This window comes from Candidatus Pelagibacter sp. HIMB1709, assembly GCF_052047635.1.
Lineage (GTDB): Bacteria > Pseudomonadota > Alphaproteobacteria > Pelagibacterales > Pelagibacteraceae > Pelagibacter.
Genome location: NZ_JBNAJW010000001.1, coordinates 815932 through 833202 on the forward strand (window position 1 = coordinate 815932; position 17271 = coordinate 833202).

Genomic DNA, 17271 nt, shown 5'->3' on the forward strand with positions numbered 1-17271 from the left:
ATTGAAATATTTATCAAACAAACATGGTTTCTTAGGAATTGATAATACATTCAACTTCAAAGAAAAAGTAGTAGTCGTTCCATTTGGACTTGAAAAAACAGTTAGTTATGGTGGTGGAACAAAAAATGGACCAAAAGAAATTATTAAAGCTTCTCACCAAGTTGAACTTTATGATGAGGAACTAAATTGTGAACCTTACAAAAAAATAGGTATCAAGACATTAAAACCATTTAAAATTAATAAAAATATCAAAGTAGCATTAAATAAAATTTCTAAAATCAATGGGGAAATTTTAGATAAAAAACTATTTCCAATGACTTTTGGTGGTGAACATTCAATTACACCAGGATGCATTGTTCCTTTTACAAAGAAATATAAAAATATTTGTCTTTTACATTTTGATGCGCACGCAGATTTACGTGAAAGTTATAATGGTGAAAAATTTTCACACGCATCGGCAATAAGAAGGTGTTTAGATTATAAAAATGTGTCTTTAATTTCTTTTGGAATTAGAAATATATCAGAAAGTGAGATTCCATTTTTAAAAAACAATTCAAATAGAATAGATATCTTCTGGGCAAAAGATAAAAAAAAATGGAATTTAAATAAATTTAAAAAATTAATAAAAAATAAGACTGTTTACTTAACGTTTGATGTAGATGGATTAGATTCAAGTATTATGCCTGCTACCGGAACACCTGAACCAGGTGGATTGTTATGGGACGAGACATTAGAGATAATTAGAATTGCAGCAAAAAATTCAAATATAGTTGGAGCTGACATTAATGAACTTTCTCCAATTAAAGGATTTAACTCCTATAATTTTCTTGTTGCTAAATTAGCTTATAAAATTTTGTCTTATAAATTTTTGTATTAGACTTTAATTGGCTTAAATATTTTTAATAACATTCTAAATGGTATTAACATTATTAGTGCTACCAATAACTTAACACCTAAATCACCTAAGGACAAAGTTACCCAAGGAACTCCTGTTCCATAAAATGATATTGAGAAAAATAAAAAAGTATCAATAGTTGAACCAATTAATGATGAAGTTAGAGGTGCAACAAACCACTGTTTTTTTCTTAAACGATCAAATATTTGAATATCTAGCAATTGGGCTGTAAGGAAAGCAATTCCAGATCCAACTGCAATTCTTATAGAGATTAAATCTTCGAAGTTTGTTGAGAAAAATAGAGTAAAAATAATTCCTATAAAAAAACCAAAATAAACTATTTTTCTCGCAATTATTTTTCCATAAGATCTATTTGCTAAATCAGTTATCAAAAAAGCTACAGGATAACTAAAAGCTCCATAAGTAAGAATTTCATTTAATCCATAATAATTTATTGGAAATTGAACAAGATAGTTTGAGGATAAAACAACCACACCCATCATTAAAGATAGGCTGATAAAAAATTTATTCATTAAGCAGATTTAGCTACTGGCTTTTTTTTATATGGTGATTTTAATAAAATAACTTTTTTAAGTTTTTTTAATCTTGGTGAAATATTTTTATTTTTGACAGTTTTTAAGAACTCGTCAAAACTTCCTTTTTTATCAACTGATCTTACTCCTGAATTACTAACAGTTAGTTTCAAACTTCTTCCAGCAAGCTCACTTGTAAATTTTACTTTTTTTAAATTAGGTAAAAATCTTCTTTTAGTCTTATTGTTAGCATGACTAACATTATGACCTTTCATAGGAATTTTACCAGTTAGTTCACATTTTTTTGACATAATTTCAGTGCCTATATAAGGGGAGATATTAAGGGCGTCAAGTTTATTAAAATTAAGAAAGAGTTTTATTTCCAACGATTTCTGAAATATTTTTCACCCCATCTCTAAGAAATAATTCTTTTAGCTCTTTTTTAATGTTTGCAGCAATGTTAGGTCCTTGAAATACCATTCCGGTATATAACTGAATATAATCTGCCCCTGACAAAAATTTATCATATGCAGACTTTCCTGAGTCTATACCTCCTACCCCAATTATTTTAATTCTACCATTTAACAATTTAAAGAATTGATTAATGAGTAAATTTGATTTTTGTTCAATCGGCTTTCCTGATAAGCCTCCTTTTTGATGACGTTGAATATTTTTTAAATCATCTCTAGTACTTTCTGATGTATTTGAAATAATTATTGCAGATATTTCATTTTCTAAAAGGATTTCTGATATTAATTCAATTTGGTTTAAATCAATGTCTGGAGAAATTTTAACTACAATTGGAATGTCAGTTTTCAATTCATTTTTCTTATCTTTAATTGATTTTAATAATTCATTTAATTTATTTTCATCATGAAAATTTCTTAAATTTTCAGTATTAGGAGAAGAAATATTTATTGTAATATAGTCAGCAACTTCATAAAATTTTTCTAATCCAATTAAATAATCATTCAATCGATTATCAGAGTCTTTATTTGGTCCAACATTTACTCCAAGTATTCCAATTTTTTTATTTGATTTTATTCTATTTAAAACAGTTTCAGATCCTTGATTGTTGAATCCCAATCTATTAATTAACGCTTGATCTTCAACTAATCTAAATACTCTTGGCTTTTCATTACCATATTGTTTTAAAGGAGTAACAGTTCCAACTTCAACAAAACCAAATCCCAATTTAAACAAAGGATTGTAAACTTCTGCATTTTTGTCAAAACCAGCTGCTATTCCTATTGGATTGCTTAAATCTTTACCAAATATTTGTGTTTTGAAAATTGGATCATTTTTATTTTCATCAAATACATTTGATACTAAATTAAATTTTAAAGATTGAATTGCTAGAGTATGGGCTTTTTCTGGATCTAATTTAAAAATTAAAGATCTTAAATTTGAATACATTATTTGAGTTTACTCATTATAAGGTCTTTTGTTTCATTAACACCAAAAAAACTTATAAAAAATCCCATTCTTGGTCCATTTTCATCACCAAAAACCACCTCATAAATAAGTTTAAACCAATCTCTTAAATTTTCAGCATAACCATTTTCTTTTCCAGTAGAATAAATCAAAGTTTGGATTTCCTCTGGTGGCATCTGATCATTGCATTTTTCTAAAGTTGAAATTAAAGCCTCAAGAGCTTTTTTTTCATCTTCAGAAGGTTTTTTGTATTTTTTTTGAGACTTAATTACATCATTAAAATATTTAATTGCGTATCCTACTAATCCATCAAAAATTGGAAAGTTAGTTTCTTGAATATTTGGTTTGTATTTTTTTACAAATTTCCATAACAAATCTTTACTATCTGCATTACTTGTTTCTACTAAGTTCAATAACATTGAAAAACTCATAATCATATCTTCTTTTGGAATGCTGCCATTGTGGACATGCCACACTGGATTCATTACTAATTGCTGCTCAGTCTGTTTTTTAGATTTTTCAATGTTATCCAAATATTCATCTACTGCTTTTGGAACTATTTCTTTATAAAGTTTTTTAGCTCTTTTTGGATTTTGATACATATATAGAGATAAACTTTCTGGTGAAGCATACTTCAACCATTGATCAATAGTTATTCCATTACCTTTAGATTTAGAAATTTTCTCACCCTTTTCATCTAGAAAAAGTTCATATGCAAACCCTGATGGATTCTTTTTACCCAATAAATTAATGATTTTTGTAGATAAAATTGCACTTTCAATCAAATCCTTACCATACATTTCAAAATCAATATCTAAAGCAAACCATCTCATTGCCCAATCTACTTTCCACTGTAATTTACAATTCCCGTCTAAAATACTACTCTCTAATTTTTTACCTTTATTATCGAATATTATTTTAGAATTAGACTGATCAATTTCTATTACAGGTATTTCCAAAACATGACCGGTATCAGGACATACTGGTAAAAAAGGACTGTATGTTTTTTGTCTTTCTTTCCCAAGTGTTGGTAAAATAATATTCATTATTCCTTCATAATTTTCTAAAATGATTTTCAAAGTTGGATTAAAAAATCCTGCCTTGTACAAAGATGTGGAACTTTTAAAATTATATTTAAAATTAAAACTGTTTAAAAAATCCTTCAGCATTTCATTATTATGTTCTCCAAAACTATTAAATTTTTGAAAAGGATCAGGTACTTGCGTTAAAGGTTTGTGAAGGTTTTGTTGCAACAATTCTTGGTTAGGAACATTATCTGGAACTTTTCTTAAGCCATCCATGTCATCTGAAAATGTAATAATTTCTGTTGGTAAATCTGTGAGTTGATTAAGTGCATTTACCATCATTGAAGTTCGTGCAACTTCTCCAAAAGTTCCTATGTGAGGTAATCCACTTGGACCATATCCAGTTTGGAGAGTAATCTTACCTTTTTTTTCAATAAAAGCTTTTCTTTCACGAAGCATTTTTTTAGCTTCAACAAAAGGCCAAGCACTTGTCTTTTCTAGGACATCTTTTTTAATCATGAATTGCTCTTTTTAACCTTAAACTAGTGATTATATTAATTCTTATAGAGTTGAAATTTATTTACCATAAAATATTGTTCTTTCAAAATGTCTAATTACAAAACTGTTTTTTTTACGCTTGGAATTCTGCAAATAATATTGGGTGTATCAATGTTCATCCCAATTATAGTACAATTCTTTTACTCTGAGATAGACTCATCTTTCTTTGGCTCATCTATCGTAACCATAATCTTTGGAACTTTATTTTTTTTATCAAATTTAGATCATGATAAAAAACTTAATCTACAACAAGCTTTTTTATTAACCGCCTTATCTTGGATTAGTATTGCAATATTTGGGTCTTTACCGTTTGTATTCTCTAGTATTGAACTTTCAATTACAGACTCTTTTTTTGAAAGTATGTCAGGAATTACTACAACTGGATCTACTATAATCTCAGATTTAGAGAATGCCCCAAAAAGTCTTCTTTTATGGAGAGCTATTTTACAATGGCTAGGTGGAATTGGAATAATTGTAATGGCGATTACTTTAATGCCAATAATGAATGTTGGAGGTATGCAATTATTTAAAATTTCAAGTAATGACTCTTCAGAAAAAATACTCCCTAAGTCAAAAGAAATAGCACTTAGACTTATTTATATTTACTCAGGATTAACAGGAGTTTGTGCAATCACTTATTGGATATTTGGTATGGGTAAATTTGACAGCTTAACCCACTCAATGACTACAATTGCTACTGGGGGCTTTTCTAACTACAACGAGTCCATTGGATACTTTAATAGTTTACCAATTGAAATTTCGTCAATGTTTTTTATTATATTAGGAAGTATTCCTTTTATTGCTTACATTAAATTTATAAGTGGAAACAAAAAAATTTTTTTAAATGATATTCAAATCAAAACTTTTTTAAAAATAATAATATTCACTGTTATTATTTTATCTATTTATCTATTATTTTCTAACCACGAAAACTTTAATTTAAGATCAATATTTTTTAATACTATATCAATCATGAGTGGTACTGGTTATGTAAACGCAGAATTTGATAGATGGGGTAGTTTTCCTATAACTTTATTTCTTGCGCTAATGTTTATAGGTGGATGTGCAGGATCTACAGCTTGTGGTGTAAAAATATTTAGAATTCAAATTCTTTATCTATTTATTCTAAACCAATTAAAAAAAATAATATATCCTAAAGGAGTATTTGTAATTAAGTATGATCAAAGTTCAGTTGATGAAAAGTTTATAGCTTCAATTATTTCATTTATTTATTTTTATATCGTAATATTTTTTATTCTTACTACATTATTATCCTTAACTGGTTTAGATTTTATTACTGCTATCTCAGGTGCCGCTACATCTATTTCAAATGTTGGACCTGGTCTTGGTCCAATAATTGGTCCAAATGGAGATTTTTCTTCATTACCAGATCTTTCTAAGTGGATTTTAACAGTTGGTATGATTTTAGGTAGACTTGAGCTGTTTGCGATATTAGTATTGTTTTTACCATCATTTTGGAAAAATTAATTATGTCTGAAATAAAAAAAACATCTTGGTTAGAATCCATCTCAGTTTACAAAGATATCCGAATGCTAAGAATTTTATTACTTGGTGCAATCAGTGGATTTCCATGGGTATTGATTGCTAGTAGTTTAAGTCTTTGGTTAAAAGAAGAAGGATTAAGTAGATCTACTATCGGATGGGCAGGACTTATTTTTGGAGTTTATGCTTTTAATTATCTTTGGGCACCAATTATAGATAGAATTCAAATTCCTTTCCTAACTAAAAAATTAGGTCACCGAAGAGGATGGATTGTTTTAATGCAATTAGTAATTCTATTAAGTTTACTAGTTTGGAGTATTATAAATCCTACAGAAAATTTAGCATTGATAATTACAGTTGGATTAATCATTGCTATAGCATCAGCAACTCAAGACATAACGGTAGATGCATTAAGAATTGAACAAATTAACGAAAATGAGGGAAAATCAATGGCAGCTGGTGCTGCTATGGCTGTAGTTGGTTGGTGGACAGGTTACAAATTAGGTGGTGTAGTTGCTTTATTTACTGCAGAGTTCTTTGAAAATATTGGTATCCAAGATTACTGGCAAGCAACTTTTTTAATTTTAGGTGTTCTAATTATTTTAATGAATATCGCTCTAATGTTTGTTCATGAACCAATAGAAACTGACAGACAATCAAAACAAAAAGAAACTGACAATCTAATTAAAGGTAAACTAGGATCTAGCAATATCATTACAACTTTTGTTGCCTATATAACTGGAACAATTGGTGGGCCCATTATTAGCTTTTTTAAAAAAAATGGTTTTGCCATAGCTGCAGGAATTTTAGGATTTGTCTTTTTATTTAAAATTGGAGAAGCGTTCATGGGTAGAATGTCGATTGTATTTTATAAAGAAATAGGCTTCTCAAAAGGACAAATAGCAATCTATTCGAAAGGCCTGGGTTGGATCACAACTGTCGTATTTACTTTAATTGGTGGGGTAATGGCCATGAGGGCTGGAACTATAAAAACTATGTTCTTTGCTGGAGGATTAATGGCGATCACAAATCTGTTATTTGCTGTATTAGCATGGACTGGTAAATCTGAACTATTATTTGCAATAGCAGTTATTGCTGACGATATTACTGCAGCTTTTGCCACTGTTGCATTTGTAGCCTTTATATCTTTACTGGTTGATCGAACATATACAGCAACACAATACGCATTACTCGCTTCTATAGGAACTGCTGGAAGGACAACTTTAGCATCATCATCAGGAGCTTTGGTAGATTGGTTAAACGGAGATTGGGGAACATTTTTTGTCTTAACAACTATTATGGTAATTCCTTCATTAATATGTTTATGGATGATAAAAAATAAAATTAAAATTGGTGCAAAATAAATTTTGTTTTATAGGTAGTTTTTCTAATATTTATAAAAAACCTTCTAAATTTTCAGAAGTAACTTCACAAATATTGTATGGAGAAAAATTTAAAATTTTATCTAAAAATAAAAATTGGATAAAAATAAAATCTAATTTTGACAATTATACTGGTTATATTCAAAATAAAGATTATTCAAAAGAATTTAAAGCTAATTATAAAGTAAGTAGCTTAAAAGCAAATATCTATAAAAAACCAAATTTAAAAACAAATATTTTCCTGTCTCTTGGATCAAAGTTGTCGGTTAAAGAAACTAATAAAAATTATGCCAGAATTGATAAAAATAAGTGGATCAAAAAAAGAGATATAAAAAATATAAATTATAAAGAAAAAAGCTTCATTAAAATTTTTAAAAAATTTTTGAATATAAAATATATCTGGGGTGGAAAAAGTTATAGAGGAATAGATTGCTCTGCCTTATTACAAATATTTTACTATTATAATAACAAGTTTTTTCCTCGAGATACGAAGGATCAAATTAAATATTTAAAAGGAAAAATAAAAAGAAATTATCAAAAAGGAGATATCATTTTTTGGAAAGGACATGTAGCAATGTGTTTAAATCCCAAGCAATTAATACATGCATATGGACCTGAAAAAAAAGTATTGATTATGCCTATACTTAAAACAATTAAAAGAATTGAAAAAACTGCAAAACTTAAAGTTAAAAAAATAGCTAAAATTAAAATTTAGCTTCTTCCAAAATCTGGCTTATTAATATCTTGTTTAAGTTTAATAATTTTTGATCTGACTTTTTTAGTTTGAATAAGCTTGTTAATAATCGATTTATTATTTTTTGAATTAATATCAGATTTAAATGATTTCAAATTTTTAATAAACAAATCAATAGCATTTGAAATATTTTTATTGTTGTTAAAAAAAATATCTCGCCACATAATTTCATTAGAAGCTGCTATTCTTGAAAAATCTCTTAGTCCTCCTGCGCTGTATTTAATTAAATCATAGCTTTGTTTTTTCTCAAAATCCTGAGCTGACTTAACTAAATTATATGCAATTAAGTGAGGCAAATGACTAGTTATTGAAAAAATTTTATCATGTTTTTCAGGTGACATAATTGTTACTTTTGATCCAATTTTCTCCCAAAATTTTTTTAGAAAATTTAAATTTTTTTTAATTGTATTTTTTTCTTTAATTAAAATACACCATCTATCCTCAAACATATTGCTCTTTCCGTGCTGTGGTCCACTTACCTCAGAACCAGCAATTGGATGACTGGAAGTCCATGCAATTCCTTTTTTTAAAAATTTTTTTATTATTTTTGATGATTCGATTTTTGAAGAACCAACATCAGTAATTAATGTGTTGGGTAAAATATAATTATTTATTTTCATAATTATATTTTTGTATTCACTCATGGGTGTACAAAAAATAATAAAATTAGATTTTGTTACAGCTTCTTTTAATGAGCTTACTACCTTTCCAGGTAGTTTAAGATTTTTGATTTTTGATACATTCTTTTTTGACTTTTCATAAATGTATATCTTATCTGCTAATTTATTTTTATGTATAGATCTTAAAACTGAAGATCCAAGTAAACCACAACCTATGATTAAAATATTTTTCATTTAATTAAAAATCTTTCTTACTGCATTCATGAATATTAAATTTTCTCTAGATGAGCCAATAGTTAATCTCAATTTGTTTTTAATATGATAACCATCTTCAGTAGATCTTAATATAATTCCTTTATTTTTTAATTTTTGGTAAAGAAAATTTGCTGAATATTTACAGTCATCAAAATTTAATAGTAAAAAATTTGCTGATACAGCATTTGAAAAAATATTATATTTTTCGAGAAATTTTTTTAGTCTAGTTGCATAATTTAAATTATGTCTAATTGACTTTTGAATGAATTGCTTATCCTTCAAAGACTCTGCGGCCGCAACTTGAGCCAAACCATTTACATTAAAAGGTGGTTTAATAACATTTAACGCTCTAATTATCTTTTTCGATCCATATCCCCAGCCAATTCTTAATGAGGCCAAACCAAACATTTTAGAAAATGTTCGTAATATAAACACGTTGTCTTTATTTTTAAATAATTCTAAACCAGAGCTGTAATCATCATTTTTCATATATTCTGAGTACGCGTCATCAATTACTAATAAAATATTTTTATTCAACTTTCTTCTAAGTTCTAATATCTCTTTTTTAGTTAAATATGTTCCTGTTGGATTGTTTGGATTTGCAATAAAGACTATTTTGGTTTTCTTAGATACTTTTTTCAATATTTCTTCAATTGAAACTTTAAAATTATTTTCTTTTGCAAATACAACTTTTGCACCAACAATTTTTGCATAAATCCTGTACATTAAAAAACTATATTGAGGAACAATCACTTCATCCTTTGAATGTAGATATAATTGACATAACATTTGAATTACCTCGTCAGAGCCTGCTCCACATATGATCTTATCAAAATTACATTTGTACGCTTTGGATATTGCCATTTTAAGATTAGTAGATTTTCCATCTGGATATTTATCTAATACTAAATTTTTTTGAGATATTGCTTTTTTTGCTAATGGGCTCATCCCTAGAGCAGACTCGTTAGCTGATAATTTAATGACCTTTTTAACTTTGTTAATTTTAGATTTGCCAGGCTTATAAGCTTCTATGTTAAATTTTTTAAATTTAGGTGTGCTCATTTTTTTTATTTTTATGAGCTCTTTATAGATAAAAAAACAAATATTTATAGAGAATATGATCTTATTTTAAAAAATTGACATAAATTACAAGTTCTTGTACAAAATTTACGCGCTGATTTAACTGAATTGCGAGCGCTTAAAAAAAACCGCTAAAATAGTTTTTTTTCTCACAATTCATCTAAAGGCTTTAAAATGAATACAGAAAAAAATATTAAGACATTAATTATAAAAAAACCTCTTAAATTAGATTGCGGTAAAACTATAAACAATTTTCCAATTGCATTCGAAACTTATGGGTCTTTAAATGAGAATAAAGACAACGCTATATTAGTATTTCATGCACTAACTGGAGATCAATTTGTAACTGGTTTAAATCCTGTTACTAAAAAAGATGGTTGGTGGAGTTTTGCTGTAGGTCCAAACAAAGCAATAGATACCAATAAATATTTTGTTATTTGTTCAAATGTAATTGGTGGATGTATGGGATCTTATGGACCAAGCCATAAAGATCCTGAAACACAGAAAACTTTTGGAACTGATTTTCCAGTTATTACAATTAATGACATGGTGAATGCACAATATAATTTACTTGAACACTTTGGAATTGATCAACTATTTGCAATTACCGGAGGTTCCATGGGAGGCATGCAGGTTCTTCAATTTATCACCAACTTTCCTGATAAAGCTAAAACTGTTATACCCATTGCTACAACCTCAAGTCATTCAGCACAAAATATTGCTTTTAATGAACTAGGAAGACAAGCAATCACTGCTGACAGCGATTGGAAAGATGGAAATTATGAAGCTAATAACACCAACCCAGGTAAAGGGCTTGCTGTTGCAAGAATGGCAGCTCATATAACTTATCTCTCAAAAAAAGGTTTGCAGGAAAAGTTTGGGAGAAAATTGCAAGAAAGAGAAGATTTGAAATTTGGTTTTGATGCAGATTTTCAAATTGAGAGTTATTTGAGATACCAAGGATCTGTGTTTGTAGATAGATTTGATGCAAACAGTTACCTCTACATAACTAGGGCTATGGATTATTTTGATTTAGTTAAACAATTTAATGGAAATTTGTCTGATGCATTTAAAAATACAAAAGCTAAATTTTTTGTTATTTCTTTTACTTCTGATTGGCTTTATCCAACCCAAGAAAATAAAGATATTGTTATAGCTTTAAATTCTATTGGAACAGATGTTGGTTTCGTAGAAATTGTATCTGATAAAGGTCACGACTCTTTTTTATTAGATGTTCCTGATTTTTTAAACGCACTGAAGAATTTCTTAGACAAATCTTATGCAGAGTTAAACAATGAAAAATGAATTTAAAGTAATATCAGATTTAATTGAAGATAATAAAAAAGTTCTAGATGTAGGTTGTGCAGATGGAACTTTGATGCAATTTTTAAAAGAACATAAAAATATAAATGTAAGAGGACTAGAGATTTCTAAGGAAAAAGTACAAGAATGTATTGCAAAAGGATTAACTGTAATAGAAGGTAACGCAGAGAAAGACTTAAAACAATTTCCTGATAAATCGTTTGACTATGTAGTATTGAGTCAAACACTCCAAGCATTTTTAAGCCCTGAAATTGTTTTAGATGAACTTTTAAGAGTTGGAAAAAAAGCAATTGTAACGATACCAAATTTTGGTAATTGGCAAGTTAGATTGCATCTATTATTTAAAGGTACAATGCCAATAACAAAATCTTTGCCAGAACAATGGCACAGTACACCTAATTTACATATGTGCACAATTAAAGATTTTGTAAATTTTATAAAATTTAAAGAAATTAAAATGATAAAAACTTTAGCTTTAAATAGTAACAACACTTCAAATATAACAAATAGTAATTTAGGAACTAAAAATTTATTTGCTGATCTTGGAATATTTTTAATAGAAAAATAAATGAAAGTTGAAATTATACCCTGCCTACAAGATAATTATAGTTATTTAATTATTGATAATGACAAACAGGAAGCATGTGTTGTTGATCCAAGTGAAGCTAAACCAATAATCAATTACTTAAACGATAAAAATATTAAATTAAAATATATCTTAAATACTCATCATCATTATGATCATGTTGGGGGTAATACTGAATTAAAAAAAAAATTTGGATCTGTTGTTTTAGGATTTAATGGAGATGCAAAAAGGATACCAGAGATTGATATCTTGTTAAAAGATAATGAAATTTGGAATAGCGGAAATTTTAAAGCTAAAATTATTCATATCCCTGGACACACAACAGGACATATTTGTTTTTATTTTTTTGAAGAAAACTTACTATTCACTGGAGATACTCTCTTCTCACTTGGATGTGGTAGAATTTTTGAGGGTACATATGAGCAAATGTATAACTCTTTAAATAAATTAAAATCTTTACCTAAAGAAACAAAAATCTATTGTGGCCATGAATATACTTTAAATAATTCAAAATTCTGCTTGGAACATGATTCTGAAAACTCTTCTTTGTTAAAGAAAATAGAATTTATAAAACAACAAAGAAATAATAATTTGCCTACTATTCCATCAACCTTACAAGATGAAATTGATTGTAATATTTTTTTAAGAGCTAATGACCTAAAATCCTTTTCAAAATTAAGGGATTTAAAGGATAATTTCTAACTAATTCAGCTTGACTATAGGCTTCCGGTAACTATATTGCGGTTACTTAAAATTAATATTCATACTATGTCATACGCAGTAATAAAAACAGGTGGAAAACAGTACAAAGTTAAATCTGGTGAAATATTAAAAATTGAAAAATTACCAGATTCAAAGCCTGAAACTAAGATAGAATTTAATGAAATCCTAGCATATGGGGATGATAAAAATATTGAGGTTGGAACTCCTAATATTGAAGGTGCCAAGGTAGAGGCAGACTTAATTAAAAATAGTAAAAATAGAACAATTCTAATTTTCAAAAAAAGAAGAAGACAAAATTCAAGAAGAAAAAATGGACACAGACAACAATTTTCTTTGATAAGAATTAACAAAATTTTTTCAAAAGATGGTAAAGTATTATCTGAAGCTGAAAAAATTAAACCAGCTCCCAAAAAAGAAGAAGTTAAGGAAGCTGCAAGTAAATAGTTATTAGGTAAATTATGGCAACAAAAAAAGCAGGTGGATCATCGAGAAACGGACGAGATAGTGCTGGTCGAAGACTTGGTGTTAAAAAATACGGTGGAGAAACTGTAATACCTGGAAATATAATTGTTAGACAAAGAGGAACAAAAATTTTTCCTGGCGAAAATGTTGGAATGGGAAAAGATCATTCAATTTTTTCTGTTATCAAAGGTAAAGTTGTATTCAAAAAATCTAAATTAGATAGAACTTACGTTTCAGTAAAACCCAATTAATAGTACAACCAAGAAAATGTTGTATTATGAAATTTCTCGATCAAGTTAAAATTTATATTAAGGCTGGAAACGGCGGTGATGGTTCACCAAGTTTTAGAAGAGAAAAGTATGTTGAGTTTGGAGGACCTGATGGAGGCGATGGAGGCAGGGGTGGCTCTGTCATTTTAAAATCAGAAGAAAACTTAAACACTTTAATTGATTACAGATATCAACAACATCATAAAGCTCAGCGTGGAGAGAATGGTTCTGGTCAAAATCGAACAGGTAAAAGTGGTGATGATTTGGTTTTAAAAGTTCCTCTTGGAACCCAGGTATTTGAAGAAGATAACAAAACTCTATTATTTGATTTTAATAAAAAAGGAGAAGAGTACATTGCTGCTAATGGTGGCAAAGGTGGTTTGGGAAATACTAGATTTAAAAGTTCTACAAACAGAGCTCCAAGAAAATTTACGAAAGGAACTTTGGGAGAAGAGTTTACAATTTGGTTACAACTTAAAACAATAGCTGATATCGGAATTATCGGATTACCTAACGCAGGAAAATCAAGTTTGTTGGCAGCACTTACAAACGCAAATCCTAAAATTGCTAATTATAAATTTACAACACTTAATCCTAACTTAGGTGTTGCTAGCTATGATGATAAAGAAATCACAATAGCCGATATACCAGGATTAGTAGAAGGTGCCCATGAAGGTGTTGGACTTGGGATACAGTTTTTAAAACATATAGAAAGATGCAAATCTTTATTACATTTAATTGATATTACTAATCTTGATCTTAAGGAATCTTATGATCAGGTTAAAAATGAACTTAAAAATTACAGTTCTAAAATGCTTGAAAAGAGAGAGTTAATTGTGTTTAACAAAATAGATTTAATTGATGAAGACACAGCCAAAGATGTAATTGATGATTTCTCTAAAGATAAAAATTGTGAGATAATGACTATGACAACTTTAAATAAAGAGTCGGTTTCAAAAATTAAGGCAAAATTATTATCCTATGTATCTTAAAAACTCGAAAATTATTGTTATTAAAATTGGTTCATCTTTATTAGTTGATGAAAATAAAAAAATTAGAAAAAAATGGCTTTCAAGCTTTGCGAGGGACATCAAAAAACTAAAAGATAAAAATCAAAAAATAGTCATTGTTAGTTCAGGTGCCATCGCTCTTGGATGTAAAAAAATGAATTTTAACAAAAAAAATATTAAGTTAGATAAAAGTCAAGCAATTGCCTCTATTGGCCAAATTGAACTAATGAATTTATTCTCTCAGACCTTCTCAAAATTCAAATTAAATATTTCACAAATTTTGTTAACTCTAGAAGATACGGAGGAACGAAGAAGGTCCTTAAATGCCAAAAGAACATTCGAAAATTTATTCGAACTTGGATTTATCCCAGTTGTTAATGAGAATGATACAATTGCAACAACTGAAATAAAATATGGAGATAATGATAGATTGGCATCTAGAGTAGCTCAAATTACAAACGCTGATACGTTAATTTTACTTTCAGATGTAGATGGCCTTTTTACAAAAAATCCAAAAGTAAATAAAGACGCTAAACTAATAAAAATAGTAAATGATATAAACAAAGACTTAAAAGAAATTAATATCAAAGGAATTAATGAATATGGAAGTGGAGGAATGCAAACAAAAATTGAAGCTGCTAAAATTTGTCAATTAGCTGGCAGCAGTATGATTATTGCAAACGGACTGTATTCAAATCCTATTTCAAAAATTATTGAAAAAAATAATTGTACATGGTTCAGCCCAAAGGTCTCTAAACTTCATGCTAGAAAAAAATGGATAATTAGCTCAATTGCACCTAAAGGAAATATTGTAATTGATGATGGAGCCAAAAAAGCGTTAAAGCTTGGAAAAAGTTTACTAGCTGCAGGTATTAAAAATGTATCAGGAAGATTTAACAAAGGTGATCATATAAAAGTTTTAGATAAAAAAAATAATGAATGTGCTAGGGGTTTAAGTTCTTTTTCTTCTGATGAAGTAAAAAAAATTATGGGACACCATTCGAATGAAATTCAAAAATTACTTGGGTATGTTGCAAAATCTGAAGTTATTCATAAAGATGATATGGTAGAAGTATAAATGAATAATTATATGAATTTAATCGGTAAAAGAGCAAGAAAAGCAAGTAAATATAAAATAGACACAAACGTTAAAAATAGTGTTTTAGCCTCCTATGCCAAAATGCTTAACGAAAACAAAGGTTTAATAATTAAAGAAAATACTAAAGATATTAATTACGCAAAAAAAATAGGATTAAAAGAAAATTTAATTAATAGACTTCATTTAAATGAAAAAAAAATAAACGACATCAGAAATTCTATTATTAGTATTATTAAATTTAAAGATCCCATTAATCATGTTCTAGAAAAGTGGAAAAGACCTAATGGATTAAATATTAGTAGAGTATCAATTCCAATAGGAGTTATTGGTGTAATTTATGAAAGTAGGCCAAATGTTACATCAGATGTTGCGGGTTTATGTTTCAAATCAGGTAATGCAGTAATCTTAAGAGGAGGTTCTGAGGCAATCAATTCAAATAGAATTTTGTCAAAACTTTTTAGAAAAGCGCTCAAAAAAAATAAAGTAGATGAAAACTTTATACAATTTATAGACTCTAAAAACAGAAAGATGGTTGATGTAATGCTTTCCAAAATGAAAGAATATATTGATGTTATAATCCCACGTGGTGGAAAAAATCTTGTAAGAAAAGTTCAAGAACTTTCTAAGGTTCCTATAATTGGTCATCTTGAGGGTATTTGTCATACATATGTCGACAAAGACGCTGAATTAAAGATGGCAAATAGAGTTGTTACTAACGCAAAATTAAGAAACACCAGCATATGTGGGGCGACCGAAACTATTATTCTACATAAAAATATTGTTAAAAAATTTAGCAATACAATCCTGGGTAATTTAGAAAAAAATGGTTGTAAAATTTATGGAGAAAAGACTTTGGCTAAATTTTATAAAGGTAAAATTTTTAAAGCTACTGAAAAAGATTGGTCTACAGAATATTTAAGCTCAGCAGTTTCTGTTAAAATAGTAAACAACCTCAATGAAGCTATAAGTCATATTAATAAGTATGGAACAATGCATACAGACTCAATAATTACAAAAAACAAAAAAACAGCTAATCAATTTCTAAAAGAAGTCAAAAGCTCTATTGCTATGCATAACACTTCAACTCAATTTGCAGATGGAGGTGAATTTGGGTTCGGAGGAGAAGTTGGAATTTCTACCAATGTACTACCACCAAGAGGACCTGTAGGACTTAATCAACTTATTTCATACAAATATCAAATTACAAGTAACGGTAAAATAAGAAATTAATTTGAAATCAAATAAGACAAAAATAGGAATTTTAGGAGGATCATTTGATCCTGCTCATAAAGGTCATCTAGCAATTTCAAAAGAAGCAAAAAAAAGATTTGAGCTTAAAAACATTATTTGGGCAATCACAAAAAAAAATCCATTTAAAAACCAGAGCAAAACCTCAGTTACTGAAAGAATAAAATTCTGTAAAAAAATTATTGGTAAAAATTCATTTATAAAAGTGAGATTTTACGAAAATAAAATTAATTCAAATAAAACAATCGATTTAATTAATCATTTGAAAAAAAATAAAAATATTGAAATCTATTTTTTAATGGGAGCAGATAACTTAATAAATTTTCACAAATGGTATAAATCAAAATCTATTTCACAAAAGTGTAATATTTTAGTTTTCGATAGACATGGCTATAAAAAAAACTCATTAAAATCAAAGACATTTAAGGCTCTCAGTAATACCACCCTCAAATTTATAGAGTTTAATAAAGTCAACATTTCATCTTCTCAATTAAGAAAAATTTGATAGTCTA

Annotated in this window: 19 protein-coding genes; 13 read left to right on the plus strand and 6 right to left on the minus strand. The window is 28.1% G+C overall.

All coding sequences use genetic code 11. The annotated features are described in order from the left end of the window. The first annotated feature begins 1 nt into the window (after window position 1). Window positions 2-877 (plus strand): agmatinase, encoded by an 876-nt coding sequence (gene speB / locus ACTTAR_RS04450; protein WP_440697818.1) that lies wholly within the window; start codon window positions 2-4, stop codon window positions 875-877. On the opposite strand, the gene ACTTAR_RS04455 is transcribed toward speB, so the two are convergent. From ACTTAR_RS04455 to ACTTAR_RS04470, 4 genes are read right to left on the minus strand one after another with little or no spacing between them, the layout of a single operon-like run. Beyond that, the gene (locus ACTTAR_RS04455; protein WP_262589863.1) at window positions 874-1428 is read right to left on the minus strand and encodes a queuosine precursor transporter; all 555 of its coding nucleotides are present in this window, start codon (window positions 1426-1428) and stop codon (window positions 874-876) included. The two genes, speB and ACTTAR_RS04455, sit on opposite strands and share 4 nt — an antisense overlap. After that, window positions 1428-1739 (minus strand): 50S ribosomal protein L28, encoded by a 312-nt coding sequence (gene rpmB, locus ACTTAR_RS04460; protein WP_075506505.1) that lies wholly within the window; start codon window positions 1737-1739, stop codon window positions 1428-1430. Before rpmB ends, ACTTAR_RS04455 begins: the two co-directional genes overlap by 1 nt. A gap of 52 nt (window positions 1740-1791) precedes the next feature. Continuing rightward, window positions 1792-2844, minus strand: coding sequence for a quinone-dependent dihydroorotate dehydrogenase (locus ACTTAR_RS04465; protein ID WP_440697819.1), 1053 nt, complete (start codon window positions 2842-2844; stop codon window positions 1792-1794). Beyond that, a complete protein-coding gene (locus tag ACTTAR_RS04470) occupies window positions 2844-4406 on the minus strand; it encodes a lysine--tRNA ligase (RefSeq protein ID WP_440697820.1) in 1563 nt (520 codons plus the stop codon). Before ACTTAR_RS04470 ends, ACTTAR_RS04465 begins: the two co-directional genes overlap by 1 nt. Window positions 4407-4493: 87 nt before the next feature. Between ACTTAR_RS04470 and ACTTAR_RS04475 the strand changes: the two genes are divergently transcribed. From ACTTAR_RS04475 to ACTTAR_RS04485, 3 genes are read left to right on the plus strand one after another with little or no spacing between them, the layout of a single operon-like run. Continuing rightward, window positions 4494-5933, plus strand: a complete 1440-nt coding sequence (locus tag ACTTAR_RS04475; RefSeq protein ID WP_440697821.1) for a TrkH family potassium uptake protein — start codon at window positions 4494-4496, stop codon at window positions 5931-5933. A gap of 2 nt (window positions 5934-5935) precedes the next feature. Continuing rightward, window positions 5936-7312, plus strand: a complete 1377-nt coding sequence (locus tag ACTTAR_RS04480) for an AmpG family muropeptide MFS transporter (protein WP_440681547.1) — start codon at window positions 5936-5938, stop codon at window positions 7310-7312. Then, window positions 7302-8045, plus strand: a complete 744-nt coding sequence (locus tag ACTTAR_RS04485) for a C40 family peptidase (RefSeq protein WP_440681546.1) — start codon at window positions 7302-7304, stop codon at window positions 8043-8045. Before ACTTAR_RS04480 ends, ACTTAR_RS04485 begins: the two co-directional genes overlap by 11 nt. On the opposite strand, the gene ACTTAR_RS04490 is transcribed toward ACTTAR_RS04485, so the two are convergent. Together ACTTAR_RS04490 and hisC are read right to left on the minus strand one after the other, a co-directional pair. Beyond that, window positions 8042-8938 (minus strand): prephenate dehydrogenase, encoded by an 897-nt coding sequence (locus ACTTAR_RS04490; protein ID WP_440697822.1) that lies wholly within the window; start codon window positions 8936-8938, stop codon window positions 8042-8044. The two genes, ACTTAR_RS04485 and ACTTAR_RS04490, sit on opposite strands and share 4 nt — an antisense overlap. Continuing rightward, a complete protein-coding gene (gene hisC, locus ACTTAR_RS04495) occupies window positions 8939-10021 on the minus strand; it encodes a histidinol-phosphate transaminase (RefSeq protein WP_440681544.1) in 1083 nt (360 codons plus the stop codon). 192 nt (window positions 10022-10213) lie between these two features. On the opposite strand from hisC, the gene metX reads away from it, so the two are divergent. The 9 genes from metX (at window position 10214) to nadD (ending at window position 17264) form a co-directional block, all read left to right on the plus strand. Further along, complete coding sequence (metX, locus tag ACTTAR_RS04500) at window positions 10214-11344, plus strand: homoserine O-acetyltransferase MetX (protein WP_440697823.1); 1131 nt, start codon at window positions 10214-10216, stop codon at window positions 11342-11344. After that, a complete protein-coding gene (gene metW, locus ACTTAR_RS04505; protein WP_262589873.1) occupies window positions 11334-11930 on the plus strand; it encodes a methionine biosynthesis protein MetW in 597 nt (198 codons plus the stop codon). Before metX ends, metW begins: the two co-directional genes overlap by 11 nt. After that, window positions 11931-12650 (plus strand): hydroxyacylglutathione hydrolase, encoded by a 720-nt coding sequence (gene gloB, locus ACTTAR_RS04510; RefSeq protein ID WP_440672573.1) that lies wholly within the window; start codon window positions 11931-11933, stop codon window positions 12648-12650. Window positions 12651-12716: 66 nt separating this feature from the next. Then, window positions 12717-13115, plus strand: a complete 399-nt coding sequence (rplU, locus tag ACTTAR_RS04515) for a 50S ribosomal protein L21 (RefSeq protein ID WP_075506490.1) — start codon at window positions 12717-12719, stop codon at window positions 13113-13115. Between the two features lie 14 nt (window positions 13116-13129). Further along, a complete protein-coding gene (gene rpmA, locus ACTTAR_RS04520) occupies window positions 13130-13384 on the plus strand; it encodes a 50S ribosomal protein L27 (protein WP_075506491.1) in 255 nt (84 codons plus the stop codon). A gap of 26 nt (window positions 13385-13410) precedes the next feature. Beyond that, entirely contained in the window at window positions 13411-14394 is a 984-nt protein-coding gene (gene cgtA / locus ACTTAR_RS04525) for an Obg family GTPase CgtA (protein ID WP_440681542.1), read from the plus strand. Continuing rightward, window positions 14384-15490: a glutamate 5-kinase gene (gene proB, locus ACTTAR_RS04530; RefSeq protein WP_440613704.1), complete on the plus strand. Its 1107-nt coding sequence runs from the start codon at window positions 14384-14386 to the stop codon at window positions 15488-15490. Before cgtA ends, proB begins: the two co-directional genes overlap by 11 nt. Then, a complete protein-coding gene (locus ACTTAR_RS04535) occupies window positions 15491-16741 on the plus strand; it encodes a glutamate-5-semialdehyde dehydrogenase (RefSeq protein ID WP_440697824.1) in 1251 nt (416 codons plus the stop codon). Then, window positions 16737-17264, plus strand: a complete 528-nt coding sequence (gene nadD / locus ACTTAR_RS04540) for a nicotinate (nicotinamide) nucleotide adenylyltransferase (RefSeq protein ID WP_440648382.1) — start codon at window positions 16737-16739, stop codon at window positions 17262-17264. The genes ACTTAR_RS04535 and nadD overlap by 5 nt, the downstream gene beginning before the upstream one ends. Window positions 17265-17271 lie beyond the last annotated feature (7 nt).